This window comes from Treponema sp. OMZ 798, from assembly GCF_024181385.1.
Lineage (GTDB): Bacteria > Spirochaetota > Spirochaetia > Treponematales > Treponemataceae > Treponema_B.
In genome coordinates this window covers 2606908-2622881 of record NZ_CP051305.1, presented here as the reverse complement: position 1 = coordinate 2622881, position 15974 = coordinate 2606908, and the positions used below count along the sequence as shown (strand labels likewise).

Here is a 15974-nt window from a genome sequence, read left to right as displayed (position 1 = left end):
CTATGATGACTTTTTTTCAAAATGATGTCAAGGGTCACCCAAGTTGAAAGCTAGAAGAAAAATAATAATCTCTTTTAAATTTGCATTATAAACATTTCTATGATATAATCCTTCTTGCATTTATGTAAATGCTTAGGAGGTTTATATGCAAGGTATAGCACTTATTATCACATTTGTTATTGCTATTGCTCTTATGATTTTCGCTATTTCAAAGCTGAAAATTCATCCCTTTTTATCGATTATGGGCGTTTCGCTTCTTTTGGCTCTGGCTGCAGGAATCCCCTTGGTAAAGATTCCCGGCATAATCGGAGCCGGTTTTAGCGGAACTTTTACAAGTATCGGTATTGTTATTATTCTCGGAGCCCTAATCGGAACAATCCTTGAAAAAACAGGAGCAGCCTTAAAGCTCTCAGATATGGTTATCAAGCTTGTAGGTAAAAAGCATCCTGAGCTTGCCATGCTTATCATGGGTTGGATAGTTTCAATCCCCGTATTTTGCGACAGCGGCTTTGTTATTCTAAACCCGATAAGAAAAGCCCTTGTACAAAGAACAAGGATTTCAAGCGTTGCCATGACCGTGACCTTATCGGCAGGTTTGTATATTTCCCACGTATTTATTCCGCCTACACCGGGGCCGATTGCAGCCGCAAATACTCTAGGCATAGGAAACAATCTGCTTTTAGTAATCGGTATGGGAGCCTTGGCTTCTATCTTCCCCCTCATTGCAGGTTATTTTTTTGCAAGATATATAGGAACTAAGGTAAAGGCCTCGGATGACAGTTCTACAAATGAAGTTTCTCAATCCTATGAAGAATTGGTTGCAAGTTACGGAACCCTTCCGAACGGTTTTAGCGCCATAGCACCTATTGTTGTGCCCATTCTCCTCATGGCTCTTTCTTCGGTTGCTTCTATGGCAAAGATGACCGGTATAGGTGCCGATATTTTAAAATTTCTCGGCGCTCCGATTATAGCCTTAGCAGTCGGACTTCTATTCGGAGTTGTGCTCTTTGCAAGTCAAAAAAGAGCAGAGGATTTTTCTACCCTCACAAATGAAACCTTAAAGGTTGTAGGTCCCATCCTCTTTGTAACTGCTGCAGGCGGTGTTTTAGGAAAGGTTATAGCCGCTTCCAGTCTTGTAACTTATATTACCGAACACGCTGCAGTTTTAAAGACAGTAGGCATCTTCTTCCCCTTCCTCTTGGCTGCTATTTTAAAGTCGGCACAAGGCTCTTCGACTGTTGCAATTACAACTACAGCCGGTATCCTTGCTCCCCTTATGGCTCCCTTAGGGCTTGCGACTGTACCTCTATCGGCCTTAACCGTTATGGCAATAGGAGCCGGATCGATGACCGTTTCCCATGCAAATGACAGTTATTTCTGGGTAGTTACCAACTTCGGCGGTTTAAAGGCGGAGGACGGATACAAGACTCAAACTCTTATGACCCTTGTAATCGGTATTGCCGCGATTATAGGCATATTTATCATATCCTTCTTTTTATAATAAAGGATATTTAATTAAAAAGAGGTTAATATTATGAAAAAGATACTGCTTATCCCCGACTCCTTTAAGGGAACAATGAGCTCGGCCCGAATCTGCACTTTGATGAACTCTGCGATAAAAGAGATTTTGCCTGAGGCAGAAACTCTTTCAATCCCTGTAGCTGACGGAGGGGAGGGCAGTGTCGATGCTTTTTTAGAAGCCGCAGGCGGAATAAAAAAAACGGTTAAAGTGAAAAATCCTTTTTTTGAAGAAATGGACGGCTTTTACGGTATTTTAAAAAATGAGAATCCGAATGCCGAAAAAACCGCCGTAATTGAAATGGCCGCCTGTGCAGGCCTCCCCCTTGCCATGGGGAGGCTCAACCCTTCTCTTACCACAACCTACGGGGCAGGGGAACTCATAGCCGACGCTCTCGAAAACGGCTGCACAAATATTATAATCGGCTTGGGCGGAAGCGCCACAAACGACGGGGGCTGCGGAGCGGCAGCAGCCTTGGGAGTCAAGTTTTTTGACAAGGATGGCAAAAGTTTTGTTCCTACAGGCGGAACATTAAAAAACATTGAGCGCATAGATATGTCGGGCTTAAACCCCCTTGTAAAAAAAGCAAGGTTTACAACCATGTGCGATATAGATAACCCTCTTTTCGGTAAAAACGGAGCCGCCTATATCTTCGGCCCTCAAAAAGGTGCAGATCCTAAAATGGTTGAAGAACTTGACCAAGGCCTTAAACACCTGGCCTTAATTGCAGAAAAAACGGAAGCGCTTAATTCCTATTCCAAAGCTGCTGAAATTCCCGGTGCAGGGGCGGCCGGAGGAATGGGCTACGGCACTCTAATCTTTTTAGGTTCCGAATTAAAAATGGGTATTGAGATTGTTCTTGATACGGTTGATTTTGATAAAAAGCTCGACGAAGCCTCCTTTGTTTTTACGGGAGAGGGAAAATTGGACAGTCAAAGCTTAAGAGGAAAGGTCGTTGTAGGAGTTGCCAAAAGAGCCAAAAAGAAAAACGTCCCTGTCATAGCCGTAGTAGGCGATGCGGAAAGCGGAATAGAACCTGTTTATGATATGGGGGTCTCTGCCGTATTCAGCATAAACCGCCTTGCTGTTCCCTTCAGCCAGGCACAAAAAACAGCCGAGACTGATTTGGGTTCAACAATGAAGGATATCTTGCGTCTAATCAAAATAAAACAGTAAGAAAAATTTGCTATATGTTGACAAATAGCTTCATTTAGTGTAATAATTCTCCTTTTAGGAGATATAATCTATGCTTACAAATCCCCTCATCTTAGCGGCTGTACTATTCGGTCTAACCTATGTTTTGATGATTACTTTGACCAATTACAGACCCATAGTTGCCTGCTCGTCAGCCCTCATCTTTGTTATTTTAGGAATTTTGCCCTATAATGAAGTTTTTTTTGCAATAGATTGGAATGTTATTTTAATGATTGCAGGAACAATGGGCTTGGTCGCCCTCTTTACCGAATCTAAGATGCCTCAACGCATTGCAGATAAAATCATAAACAACGTACCCAATGTAAAATGGATAATAGTATGTCTATCCCTTTTCGCCGGTTTTATTTCGGCTTTTATGGATAATGTGGCTACGGTACTTATGCTTGCTCCCATTGCAATTGTCCTATCGAAAAAACTGAATATGTCACCTGTTAAGCCCATAATCGCTATTTCAATTTCGGCAAACCTTCAAGGTGCAGCGACCTTGGTAGGAGATACAACTTCAATTCTTTTGGGAAGCCATTTGAACATGACCTTCTTTGACTTCTTCTGGTACTTGAGAAAACCCTCTCTTTTCTTTGCTGTTGAAATTGCAGCAGTGGCAGCCACCGGAATTATCTACTTTATTTTCCGCAAGGCGAACCAAAAGCCGGATAAGGTTGAACTTACCAAAGTAACTGATTATTTCCCCTCAATGCTGCTTCTTGTAATGGTTGTTCTTATGATAGGAGCCTCATTTTTGCCCGAGGACAAAAAACCGCAAACAATAAACGGCCTAATTTGTACAGGGCTTATGATTGTCGGTATTCTTTACAATATCATAAAAACAAAAAAACTCGATATTTTAAAGGTTGTAAAAAAAGAACTCAGCCTTGAAACACTCTTTTTGCTTATGGGGCTTTTTACGGTAATCGCAGCCGTTACAAAGGCCGGAGTTATACAAGCCATTGCCGACTGGTTTTTGACTCTAGGTTCAAATGTATTTTTAATTTATACAATCATCGTATGGGGCTCTGTTTTAATTTCGGCTTTTGTAGATAATATTCCATATGTTGCCGCAATGATACCCATCATCGAAATCCTTTCACAGGGACTAAATGTTGCTTCGCCTATTTTGTTCTTCGGTCTACTTTCAGGAGCAACGCTTGGAGGAAACATAACACCTATTGGGGCATCTGCAAATATTGCTTCCCTAGGTATTTTAAGAAATGAAGGCCACCAGGTAAAAAACGGTGAATTTATGAAGATGAGCGTTCCCTACACATTAATTGCAGTAGTCATCGGTTATATACTCATATGGCTATTTTACGGCGTGTAATTGTATCTTTAACAAAAAATCGGTATAATTGAGACATACCGAATTTGCTTAATTTTTCTGGAGGAAAATATGAAAAAAGGTTATGTACAAGTTTATACCGGAGACGGTAAGGGAAAAACGACAGCGGCTTTCGGACTTGCCCTAAGAGCTGTATGCGCCGGATACAAGGTTTATATAGGCCAGTTTTTAAAGGGAATGAATTACAGCGAGCTAAAAGCTCCCGAATATTTGCCCAATCTTGAAATAGAGCAATATGGAGAAGCTCACTTTGTTCATAATGATCCTACAGAAAAGGATATCCAAAGGGCAAATGAAGGCTTGGATAAGATTGAAAAGATAATTATGTCAGGCGACTACGATGTCGTAATCATGGAAGAGGTCAATGTTGCCCTTTTATACGGTCTTTTTGACATTGAACGCATCCTGCACATCATCAAAAACAAGCCCGAAACGGTCGAGCTCATCTTGACAGGCCGCTATGCAAACAAAAAGATAATTGAAGCCGCCGACCTTGTAACGGAAATGAAGATGATAAAACATTACTTTAATGACGGTGTACAGGCAAGACGCGGTATTGAATCTTAAAAACGCTGATGGAGATGGGGGGAATTGAACCCCCGTCCCGAAAAGGGAATCAGAAGCGTCTACAGGCTTATCGGTGCGAGGTAGTTGTCGGGATCCGGTAGCAGCACCGAAAGCGTCGAATCCTTAGTGCAGAAAAAGTCCTTTTTAACGTCCGCACACCGCTAAAAAGCAAGCCCCGATTGGCGTCGGAATCATGCCCCGCTCGGAGCAGTGCAAAGCAGATTCCGCGATTATGCAGCTAAGGCGTAATCGAAACTGTCGTTATTTTCGGCAGTTATAGTGTTTGCCGAATCAGGAGATCGGCACTCCGCCTGCAGCTTAAGCCTCCGTCTTTCCGGTCGAAACCGGAACATCCCCAAGCTGTGAGTAATCTACCATATTTATATGGAAAAGTCAAGCATACTAAAAATAGAAAAGAAAGCTAATTTTAATAGTGCAGAAAAACTTTTTTTACTCCCCTTTGCAAAAGGGCTGCAAGTAAAACGGCTATCCCTGTCCATGCAAAGATAGAAGCTGTCTCAAGCTGAACCTTAGCCGTCTGAAAAGCGGAACCGATGCCGTATTTCGGCTGACTCAAAACCTCAGCCATTATAACAACCTTTACGGCAAAGCCTGTGCTTAAAACATAACCGTTTTTTAAAAAAGGCCTGATACAGGGCAGGTATAAACTTTTTAATCTTTTACCGAAATGGACATTAAAATCATAAGACATTTCTATTAAATTCTTGTCTATGTTTTTCACGCCGTCCACAATGTTCCTATACAAAATAGGGAGAACTATCAAGCTTGCAACAAAAATGGGTGTCATGTTTGATTTAAACCAAATAAGGGCTAAGAGCAAAACGGCTATTGTAGGGCTGGATTTTAAAATACTTTCGGGAGCCGACAAAAAGTCTTCTATATTTTTATTTAAACCGGAAATTATCCCGAATGCAAAGGCAATAAGTGAATCGACGGCCAATGTTATAAAAACCCTAATAAGCGAGCTTAAAATAAAAACATAGGTTTCCTGAGTTTTTATAATAAGAACAAAGGCAGTTACTATTTCTTTAAGAGGGGGAACAATAAGCGGAGCCTTTAATATTTGTGCAAAAAGCTCCCAAAGGATGAGACAAAAAAAGACTCCGCCTATTTTATAAATTTTAAACTTATTTTGCCTTGTAGTAAAAAGCATCATCAGGCAAACTTCCGCCTATAAATTTAGGATTTGTTTCAGCTAAAACCTTCAAATAAGCTTCTACAGCGGGTCTTGCTTTTTCAACCTCAACAAAAGCTATGTTCAATTTTGGGATAGCCTTCGATAAAATAGGAGGCGGGGGCAATGTTGCAATCTGAGAAGCGTACTCGGCAGCCTTTTGAGGGTTTGTATTTACCCATTCAGACGACTCTTTAGCCTTATCCAAAAAAGCTTTTACATACTCAGGATGCTTTTTTGCAAATTCGGAATTAACAATTAAAGAGGCTTGCGGATACGAAGCTCCGTCAAAAAACTTTTTCCATTCTGCCTGAATATCGGCGATTACCTTGGTGCCGGGCTTTTTTGTCATAATCATGCTGAGAGAGGGCTCTGCCGAAACAGCAAACTTAGCTTTTCCGCTTATAAAGGCCGGAGGAATATCGCTTGCGGCCGCTACATACTCAAAGCTCACATCCTTATCAGGATCAATTCCATTCTTTTTCAGAACTTCGCGAACCGTTAAATCGGGAGCATTATTCCTTCCAAAAGAATAAAGAGTCTTTCCCTTTAAATCACTAACAGAAGAAATAGTCTCGGAACTTATCACATAAAGATTTCCCCAAATAATGGGAGCCAATAATTTTATATTTTTTTGTTTGGAATATAAAACCGATGCAAGATTGGTCGGCACAATTGCAATATCGGCTTCACCGGATAAAACTCTTGCCTGTAAGAGCTCAGGACCGGAAAGAACCTCATATTCAGTTTTAGAATTATCAAACTGCATCTTTTCATACACAAGTTTTGAAAGAGTCACAGCAGGAGCTCCTGACGGCATGACAACTTTTACATTAAAATTATCCTTTTCCAACTTCTCTTTGGTTCCGCCTGCAAATAGTACACCAAAACAAACAAACAATAAAAAAAATTTTAAATACATTTTTTTCATATTTTCCTCCAATTGTCAATTATTGTTGACAATACAAGAATACTATAAATATCATTTTGACGTCAAGAGATTAAGGCAACCGCATCAAAAAGTATAAATTATAAGAGGTATTGCAAAAAAAAATCTAAAATGTATGTATACATTTGATTGTCTGTTTTATATCCAAACATTCGTTTAGGATAATTATTTATCCGATTCACTATTTCCTTTATTTGCAGAGTAAAAATATATTAATTTTTTTTAGAAAAAAAATTTTTCTTGCCAAATTTATAAATCTATGCTAAAATAAATTAACTGAGAAAAATGTATTGATAATTATCTTACCTTTTTCTCAGTTAAATTTTAGTTCTTTTATGAACTTATTTTATTGTATCTGGAGGTATAAAATGAAAAGGATATTAACGACTTTGTTAATTTTTACGATGGTTTTTTGTCTTATCAGCTGCGGAGGTAATAATGCAGAGCAGGCAAATCAAGACTCTGTAGACGGATTTATCGTAATTGCCCAAACATCTGATATAACTTCTTTGGATCCGCATCTACACAATGACGTTTCTTCTGCAAGTGTTACCAGAAATGTTTTTGAAACATTAGTCAAACTGAACAATAAAACAATGCAGTTTGAAAATTGGCTTGCAAAGGATTTTGTTTACAAAGATCCCAAAACGCTTGAAATTTCGTTACGAGAAGGAATTTCCTTTAGCAATGGAGAACCTTTAACAGCTGAAGATGTTAAATTCTCTTTAGACAGACAAAAGAAATCAGGCAAGGTTGGTCACCTAATTGCAATGGTTGGTGATATAGAAGTTATAGACAAATTAAAGGTTGTTCTTCATCTTAAAACCCCGTCTTCTGCCTTGATTTCTTCGCTATCTCACATGGGCAGCTCAATTATGTGCAAAAAAGTTGTCGAACCCTTAGATGCTGCAGGAAAACAAATGGAAAATTCAGAAACAGTAATCGGTACAGGCCCCTTTACTTTTAAATCGTGGACTCTTGGCAGTCAATTTGAGCTGGCAAGAAATGAAAACTATTGGAGGGAAAAAGCAAAATCGCCAGGTTTAATCTTCAAAGTCATCCCCGAAGAAACATCCCGAATGGTAGCTCTTGAAGCTGGCGAAATTGATGTTCTTCTAGATGTACCCACTATCTCTGTAAAAGATATTAAAGCTAATTCAAATTTGAAGATGGAAGAATATATTACTACAACATTAAATGGTATTGCTTTTAATGTAACAAAGGAGCCTTTTAATAATAAGGCTCTAAGACAAGCTGTTGCTCACTGTATTGACCGAGATGCAATTATTAAAATTCAAAGTAACGGTTATGCTGTGCCTAATTACTCTTGTATAGGTGTTGCAGCCTTGGGTTACACTCCTGATGTAAAAAAATATGAGTATGATCTTGAAAAAGCAAAAGCTAAATTAAAAGAAGGAGGAAAACCGGACGGATTTAAATTCACTTGTACGCTCCGAAATGAATCTCAGGCTAGAGCTTTGCAGGTTGTACAAGCGGCTTGCCGTGAAGTAGGTATAGAATTGGTATTAGATCAAGTTGAAAGATCTATGTACAGTGAAAGAATCGGCAAAGGATTACATCAAAGTTCGTTTGCAGGCTGGTCTGCAAATGCAGAGCCAGATAATACATATCGTCCCTTATTCAGTAAGGCAACAGTTGCAGCTGGCGGATATAATTACGCATGTTTTTGGGATCCGAGGATAGAAGAACTTTTAGAAAAAGGCTCTACAACCAACGACAATAATGAAAAACTACAAGCTTACATGGACATTGCCAAAGTTGTTGCAGAAGAATGTGCTATTATAGGCTTTAGCTCGGATATGGGCTTTATAGCTATGCGTAAAAATATTGAAGGTTTTGATGTATCCAGTATTTATATGCATAACTTCGATAAATTACATACTGTCAAGTAGTTGCTTGTGAAAAGTTGTTGAATTTTTACAACGACTTACAAAAGTGTAAAGCTTTTGTAAGTTTGCTTGGATTTGTACTTAACCGACCGGTACTTAAAAAAGTTCCAGCAAACCGGTTGGTTAGGTTTTATAGTTTTTATGGGAGTATGTAAATGTTAAAGTATGTGCTAAACCGGTGTATTCTTTTAGTACCGGTTATTTTAGGTGTAACCTTATTGATTTTTTTTGTTTTGGACTTATCTCCTGGCGATCCTGCTAGATTAGCTCTCGGAGAAATGGCTCCCCAAGAAAGTATTGACAGATGGAGAGTTGAAAGAGGGCTTAACGATCCTTTTTTTGTTAGATATTTTCGATATGTTGGTAATATGTTAAAAGGGGATTTAGGTCGATCTTATTTTAATAATCGCGATGTTTTTAGGGAGGTTATCCAACGATTCCCCATTACCATAAAATTAGCCCTTGGCGGAATGCTGATAGCACTGTTATTCGGCATACCCTTGGGAACAATTTCAGCCTTAAAACAATATTCCTTCATTGATGGATTTGTTACAGTATTAGGTATGCTTGGTATTGCAATGCCGTCATTTTGGTTCGGATTAATGATGATTATGTTTTTCTCTCTGAGAATGGGCTGGTTACCATCACAGGGCCTATCAGGCTTTAAGGGGTTTATTATGCCGTGCTTTGCAGTAGGAATTTCTTGTGCCGCAAATATTATGCGAATGACACGGTCTGCTATGCTGGAAGTTGTACGCACGGATTTTGTGCGAACAGCAAAAGCTAAGGGGCTAACCCCAAGAGAAATAGTAAATAAACACGAAATAAGAAATGTTCTCATTCCTGTAGTTACAATTGCAGGTTTGCAGTTTGGGTCAATGATGGCAGGATCGGTTGTGATAGAAGCAGTATTCTCTCTTCCGGGCGTCGGCAGTTTTATGATTAGTGCAATTAAAGGTAAAGATATACCGGCAGTTATGGGGTCAATTACCTGCTTTTGTATTGCATTCAGTTTTGTAAATTTATTGGTCGATTTGGTTTATGGTATTATCGACCCGAGAATTAAAGCTTAAATAAAGAGGTCTAGATTATGGAAAAACAAACTCAAACACTACCACCTAAGCAAAATAGTTTATTTACCGAAACTTGGCGTCGATTTAGAAAAAACAAGACCGCCCTTGTCGGGATGGTAATAGTAATGTTTATTGTTTTATTGGCAATTTTTGCCGATCAATTATACGATTATGAAACAATGGCAATAAAACCCAATTACGATGCTACGCTACAACCTCCGTCATCAGAACACTATTTAGGTACAGACGAATTTGGACGTGATGTTTTAGCGCGGTTAATTCATGGTTCAAGAATTTCGTTAATTGTTGCTGTAATTTCTATTACTGTTGGCACTTTTATAGGGTCTTTATTTGGCGCTATTGCAGGATATTTCGGAGGCATCGTAGATTCAATTATAATGAGGATTATGGACGTTTTTTTAGCTGTTCCTAATATGCTTTTAGCAATTACGGTTGTAGCCGCCTTGGGAACAAGTAGCGTAAACCTTATATTAGCAATTGCAATTGCAGGAATGCCCCGCTTTGCTCGAATCGCGAGAGCTTCAGTTTTATCTGTAAAGAGTTACGAATTTATTGAAGCTGCTAAGGCGAACGGTGCAAGCAGTTGGCGGATTATTTTTGAAGAAGTTATACCTAATAGTTTGGCGCCCATCATAGTTCAGTACTCAATTGCATTAGCAGGTGCAATCCTTACAATTTCGTCAATGAGTTTTATAGGATTGGGAGTTCAAGCACCAACCCCCGAATGGGGTGCAATGCTCTCCAATGGAAGACAATACTTTAAGAATTCGGGATATTTAATTGTATTTCCAGGTTTAGCAATAGCTATCACGGCTTTGGCGATAAATTTATTAGGCGATGGTCTTAGAGACGCATTAGACCCAAAACTCAAACAATAGGATATCGTAATGACAGAAAAATTAGCTTTAGATATACAAAATTTATCGGTTTCTTACAAAACAGATACAGCTGTAGTCAAGGCTGTAAATAATTTGACCTTTCAACTTAAAACGGGGCAAACGCTGGGATTGGTGGGTGAAACAGGTGCAGGAAAAACTACCACCGCCTTGGCTATAATGGGCTTGTTGCCGGAACCTGTCGGTACCGTTGACAGCGGAAAGATAATTCAAGAAGATGTTGATCTGCTCAGTTTACCGGAAAAAGAAATGCGGAAACTTCGCGGAAATCAAATCTCTATGATATTCCAAGATCCGATGACATCCTTAAATCCTGTTATGAAGGTAGGAAATCAAATAGCGGAATGCTTTATTAAGCATCAAGATCTTAATAAAAAAGAGGCTTTAATCGAAGCAGGCAAGATGCTTGAAATGGTTGGCATCTCCGCAAAACGGGCAGGTGATTATCCTCATCAATTTTCAGGCGGAATGAAACAACGAGTTATTATTGCAATTGCTCTAGCCTGTAATCCTCATCTTCTTATTGCCGACGAGCCAACCACAGCTTTAGATGTGACAATTCAAGCTCAAGTTCTCGATTTGATGAAGCGGTTACGCAAGGATTATAAAACTTCTCTTTTAATGATTACCCACGACCTTGGAGTTGTTGCTGATATATGTGACGAAGTTGCAATTATGTATGCCGGAAGAATTGTGGAAAAGGGCAACTTGGAAGATATTTTTGATAATTTTAAGCATCCTTACACGGAAGGTTTATTTAATTCTTTACCCGATGTCGAAAATCGGCATGAACCCCTACGACCAATTAAGGGCTTAATGCCTGATCCGACAAACTTGCCGGCAGGCTGCTCATTTTTTCCGCGTTGTCCCTACGCAAAATCTGAATGTGAAACAAACTTACCATCTCTTTCTCAATTAAATGACAGCCACTATGTTGCCTGCTTGGCATATGAGGATACATACAAAAATCTTTTTGATTTTAAGTTGATGGCAGATATGAAAAGGAGGGCTGAAAAATGAGCAAGGAAATCTTAAAAGTTTCAAACTTAAAAAAATATTTTAAAACGCCCAAGGGAATGCTGCACGCTGTTGATGATATAAACTTTTCTTTAGATGAAGGAAAAACCTTAGGAGTTGTAGGTGAATCCGGCTGTGGTAAATCGACGTTGGGCAGGACTATTTTGCGTTTATTGGAACCGACTTCAGGTTCGGTATTCTTTGAAGATTCCGATATTGCAAAATTAAACGCAGGCGAAATGAGAAAATTACGGCAGAAAATGCAAATTATTTTTCAAGATCCTTTTGCCTCGCTAAATCCTCGAAGAACTGTAGCTTCTTTAATCGGCAACCCAATGAAGATTCATAAAACGTGTAAAAATAAAAAAGAATTTGAAGAGCGAGTAAAAGAGCTAATGGATACGGTCGGTTTGTCGCCTCGTTTATTTAATGCCTATCCGCACGAGCTGGACGGTGGGAGGCGGCAAAGAATTGGTGTTGCAAGGGCAATTGCCTTAAATCCTAAATTCATCGTTTGCGATGAGCCGGTTTCTGCCCTTGATGTATCGATTCAAGCTCAAATTTTAAATTTGTTGCAAGAGTTACAAGAAAAATTAGGACTGACATATATTTTTATAACTCACGATTTATCGGTAGTTAATTATTTTTCTGATGAAATTATGGTTATGTATTTGGGACAAGCCGTGGAAAAGGCTTCTTCCGAGCAGCTTTTTTTGAATCCATTGCATCCCTATACAAAGGCTCTTTTATCTGCTATACCTGTACCTAGGATTCATAATAAACCGGAGAGGATTTTGTTAAAAGGAGAGATAAGCTCTCCGATTGATCCTAAGCCTGGTTGTCGATTTGCAGTGCGATGTCCGCACGCTACGGAAAAATGCTGGACCGTTTCGCCGACCTTAAAGGAAATTGAGGCCGGACATATTATTGCTTGTCATTTATATTAAAAAGGAGAAATTTATGTTTTTAGATGCACACAAAAAACGAATTAAGGCAGAATACCTTTTGGAAACGCTGGAAAAAGTTGTCAACACACCCAGCCCTGTCGGATTTTACGAGTTGGGAAATCCCGTTTTAAAGGAATACGCCGATAGCTTGGGATTCAAAAGTTTTGAAGACGAGCGCCACTGCTTTTACATTGAAGCAGAAGGAAAAGATAACAGCCGCACGGTTTTAGTAGGATCACATATGGACACGTTAGGCTATTTGGTTCGTTGCATAAACGAAGACGGCTCGCTTTCGGTAAAAGAATTAGGAGGCTTGAACCATCATAGTTTGGAGCACAGTAAGTGCTATTTGTTTACCCGAGATATGAAAAAATATACAGGATACATCGCTTTACAGCATCACTCAGTTCATGTTTTTGATGATGCCAAGGATATGCCTCGTACTGATGTTAATATGCGTTTTTTATTGGACGAAGAGTTAGATTCAAAAGAAGATGTTGAGGAATTAGGAATTTCAGTCGGAGATTGGATTGCTCCCGAACCCTATTTTGAAGTCATGCCTAACGGCAGAATAAGATCGCGTTTTTTAGATAATAAGGCAGCTGTTGCAGCCTCCCTTTCAGTTTTAGAATACTTAAAAACGACCGGCAAAAAACCAAAATACAGAACTCTTTTTGCTTTCCCTTATTACGAAGAAGTAAACGCCGGCGGCTCCTATGTTCCGCCTGAGGTTAGAGAATACGCCGCAATTGATATAGGCGTGATTGGGCCCGATAACAGCGGCACTGAAAGAAGTGTTTCCATTGTAGCAGGCGACAGGCTGTTCAACTATGACAGAGCTTTAACAACCGAGCTGATTAAAATGGCAAAGGAGATAGATATTCCGTATTCGGTTGAACTTTACCACCGCTATAGCACAGATGGAATGTGTGCCTTTATACACGGCAATAACTTAAAACATGCCGCTTTCGGTATGACGGTTTATACCTCGCACGGTATTGAAAGAACATTTTTTGAATCTATCTATAACACCGCAGAGTTATGCCTTTCATATGTTTTAAGAGAGGGAAAATAAATTAAACAAAAAAAGCGTCGTCCAATTAGGCGGCGCTTTTTTTGTATTCTGCTTTTAATTGCTTTATTTGCCTAAAAGAATTCTCTGTTGGACGATGTAAAAACTAGTCTTTTTGCAGAACACTTAAAGCTATTTTATCATCAGGATTTATTTCTAAAACCGTTCTAAAAAAGGCTTCGGCTTCTTCCTGTTTTCCTTGTTTTAGGGCAAGGGTACCAAGGTTGGAAATAATTTTTATGTTTTCAGAATCTAAACTCAAAGCTCTTATAAGATATTTTTCGGCTTCATCAAAAAGCTTTAATTCCATACAACAAATTGCCAGTTCATTGTAAGCATCGCAAAGAGGTTTTTTATCCGGGATTTCAGAAGACTTTAAAAGTTCTATGGTCTGCAAAAAAGAAGATTTGGCATCCTCCCACCGGCTCATACGCCTTAAAGCCCAACCCAATAAAAACCAAGCATTCCAAACCTTAGGATTTTTTCTTAAAAAGAGTTTTATACTTTCGGCAGCTTTTTCTTCTTCACCTAAATCAATATGTTTGTAAGCCTGTTGAAAATGTTCATCATCAAGTGCTTGGTCCAAAATACTTTTAAGTAATTCGGAAGCCTTAGCTTTTCGGAATTCAGCAGTTTCCGTAACTTCATTCTCTATTTCCAAATATGTTTTTAAAAGTGATTTTGCTTTTATATAATTTTTTTGCTTCATAAAAAAATAAGCCGCATTAAAGAACACAGCCGGCATGGGCGGTTCAAAAGAAATAAGTTCAGAATAAAACTCTTCGGCCCTTTTATTAAAGTTTAAAGCATCATCAAAAAGATTTCTCATCTCACAGTATTGAAAGCGTTCTTCCATTAGCAGAGCCAGATTTAACTTGGTCATACCATCATCAGGATTTAAGCCTTCAAGAGAAAGTAAAATCTCTTCGGCCATATCAAAATCTCCGTTTTTAGTTTTGATAATTGCAGCTTGTGTCATTTCTTTACGGATATCGGGGCGGAGAAGATTAAATATTTTTCTATAATACTGAATATTAGGATGTTCTCTGTCATAGGCAAAAACGGTAAGCATTCCGGCAAGAATCATTTCCGGCTTTATATTTTCGGCCTTAAAATTTTCTTTTCGGCTAGGGTCGGATAATTGAATAGGAAGAGGAATAGAAGACTCAAGAGCTTCAAAAATTTTACCGGCTTGTTCGGCCGATATTTGTACATATAAAAGCGAATCGATAGGATTTTGCATTTTTTCTCCTAAAATATGGTATTTTGAAATTTTAGCAAGTCTATGATTAAGTAGTCTGTTGAGGAGCAGAATCGGCAGGAGGAGGCGTTAGAGAAACCTTATTGGTATCTATAGGAGACGAAACCGGAGCAAAGGATGCAGGAGGTTCTACATCTTCTAAAAAGTCGTCTCCAAACCCTCCAGAAGTTGATTTGCGCACAACAGAAAAATGCTTATTCAAATACATCTTATACATCATCGGAATATTTTGCGGATAGTATTGAATTGCAAGGGCAACCAAATCCTTTCTGCCTTCAACAGGTTCGGTTCTTACAGTTCTTCCCTTTATCCCAAATACGGAATGCGGATCATCAAAGGCAAAACGGAGGATTACTTCTTTATTCATTAAAAAGTTAGCAACACCTACAAGAAGTATTTTTGCGCCTGAAAAAGAAAGGTCTCTGATAAGACAGCGGCGAGGAATAGCATCTACATAAACAACCGTTCCTTTTTCTACAAGACCTATTCTCCTGCTTATCTCAGGAGTAAGCATAATTCTCTCATTTTGACGTTTTTGCGAGTTTACATTGGCTTCAAGTAAAACACCTAATTTTTCTATCAAGTCATCAGGAGCCCGTTGAGTATATTCAAATGTAATTAAAACAAGATCATGATTTCCTGCTTCATAAGATGAAATTCCGATCAATTTAGCAGCAACAAAAAAAGAAAGAGGGGCTTTCCCTTCCGTATCAAAAAAAGCAAATCTTATATTGACAGATGTGGTGCCGTTTCTCAACTTATCGATAAAACCGCTCTTTTTACCGCAAATTATCTTAGCCTTTGTCATAGAAGCCGAATTGATAATACAGGGCCACTGTCCGCCGGAGCAGCGTACAAAAACCTGCTTAGGATCAAAATTAAGAGTAGAAACGACTTCTTTTGAGAAAGTTACGTCAATGTCTTTATACAAGTTATAATATCTGTTTAACTGCTGACTTACTGCAAAGGCCATGGGTATATGATAATAGTTATTCT

General features: G+C 38.9%; 14 protein-coding genes and 1 other RNA gene. 10 read left to right on the top strand and 5 right to left on the bottom strand.

Going from position 1 to position 15974, the window contains the following annotated elements:
• The first annotated feature begins 145 nt into the window (after positions 1-145).
• From E4O07_RS12195 to cobO, 4 genes are all read left to right on the top strand, one after another.
• On the top strand, positions 146-1501 hold the full coding sequence (locus E4O07_RS12195) for a GntP family permease (RefSeq protein WP_253686212.1): 1356 nt from the start codon (positions 146-148) through the stop codon (positions 1499-1501).
• 33 nt (positions 1502-1534) lie between these two features.
• Positions 1535-2695 (top strand): glycerate kinase family protein, encoded by a 1161-nt coding sequence (locus tag E4O07_RS12190; RefSeq protein ID WP_253686210.1) that lies wholly within the window; start codon positions 1535-1537, stop codon positions 2693-2695.
• 70 nt (positions 2696-2765) lie between these two features.
• Entirely contained in the window at positions 2766-4052 is a 1287-nt protein-coding gene (locus tag E4O07_RS12185) for an ArsB/NhaD family transporter (RefSeq protein WP_253686208.1), read from the top strand.
• A gap of 69 nt (positions 4053-4121) precedes the next feature.
• Positions 4122-4637, top strand: a complete 516-nt coding sequence (gene cobO / locus E4O07_RS12180) for a cob(I)yrinic acid a,c-diamide adenosyltransferase (RefSeq protein WP_253677668.1) — start codon at positions 4122-4124, stop codon at positions 4635-4637.
• Positions 4638-4643: 6 nt separating this feature from the next.
• Here the strand turns inward: cobO and ssrA are convergent.
• The 3 genes from ssrA to E4O07_RS12165 all read right to left on the bottom strand — a co-directional run bounded on the left by ssrA (position 4644) and on the right by E4O07_RS12165 (position 6763).
• Positions 4644-4994: a transfer-messenger RNA gene (ssrA, locus tag E4O07_RS12175) on the bottom strand.
• 70 nt (positions 4995-5064) lie between these two features.
• Entirely contained in the window at positions 5065-5814 is a 750-nt protein-coding gene (locus E4O07_RS12170; RefSeq protein ID WP_253686206.1) for an ABC transporter permease, read from the bottom strand.
• The gene (locus E4O07_RS12165) at positions 5786-6763 is read right to left on the bottom strand and encodes an ABC transporter substrate-binding protein (RefSeq protein ID WP_253686204.1); all 978 of its coding nucleotides are present in this window, start codon (positions 6761-6763) and stop codon (positions 5786-5788) included. Before E4O07_RS12165 ends, E4O07_RS12170 begins: the two co-directional genes overlap by 29 nt.
• 386 nt (positions 6764-7149) lie before the next feature.
• On the opposite strand from E4O07_RS12165, the gene E4O07_RS12160 reads away from it, so the two are divergent.
• The 6 genes from E4O07_RS12160 to E4O07_RS12135 all read left to right on the top strand — a co-directional run bounded on the left by E4O07_RS12160 (position 7150) and on the right by E4O07_RS12135 (position 13720).
• On the top strand, positions 7150-8694 hold the full coding sequence (locus tag E4O07_RS12160; protein WP_253686202.1) for an ABC transporter substrate-binding protein: 1545 nt from the start codon (positions 7150-7152) through the stop codon (positions 8692-8694).
• Positions 8695-8846: 152 nt separating this feature from the next.
• Positions 8847-9764, top strand: a complete 918-nt coding sequence (locus tag E4O07_RS12155) for an ABC transporter permease (RefSeq protein ID WP_253686200.1) — start codon at positions 8847-8849, stop codon at positions 9762-9764.
• A 17-nt stretch (positions 9765-9781) separates the two neighbouring features.
• Complete coding sequence (locus E4O07_RS12150; RefSeq protein ID WP_253686198.1) at positions 9782-10663, top strand: ABC transporter permease; 882 nt, start codon at positions 9782-9784, stop codon at positions 10661-10663.
• 9 nt (positions 10664-10672) lie between these two features.
• Positions 10673-11701, top strand: a complete 1029-nt coding sequence (locus E4O07_RS12145; RefSeq protein ID WP_253686196.1) for an ABC transporter ATP-binding protein — start codon at positions 10673-10675, stop codon at positions 11699-11701.
• Positions 11698-12645 (top strand): ABC transporter ATP-binding protein, encoded by a 948-nt coding sequence (locus E4O07_RS12140; RefSeq protein WP_253686194.1) that lies wholly within the window; start codon positions 11698-11700, stop codon positions 12643-12645. The genes E4O07_RS12145 and E4O07_RS12140 overlap by 4 nt, the downstream gene beginning before the upstream one ends.
• Before the next feature lie 13 nt (positions 12646-12658).
• On the top strand, positions 12659-13720 hold the full coding sequence (locus E4O07_RS12135) for a zinc-binding metallopeptidase family protein (RefSeq protein ID WP_253686192.1): 1062 nt from the start codon (positions 12659-12661) through the stop codon (positions 13718-13720).
• A 103-nt stretch (positions 13721-13823) separates the two neighbouring features.
• On the opposite strand, the gene E4O07_RS12130 is transcribed toward E4O07_RS12135, so the two are convergent.
• Positions 13824-14960: a tetratricopeptide repeat protein gene (locus E4O07_RS12130; protein WP_253686190.1), complete on the bottom strand. Its 1137-nt coding sequence runs from the start codon at positions 14958-14960 to the stop codon at positions 13824-13826.
• Between the two features lie 46 nt (positions 14961-15006).
• On the bottom strand, positions 15007-15951 hold the full coding sequence (locus E4O07_RS12125; protein ID WP_253686188.1) for a cyclic di-GMP binding protein: 945 nt from the start codon (positions 15949-15951) through the stop codon (positions 15007-15009).
• Positions 15952-15974 lie beyond the last annotated feature (23 nt).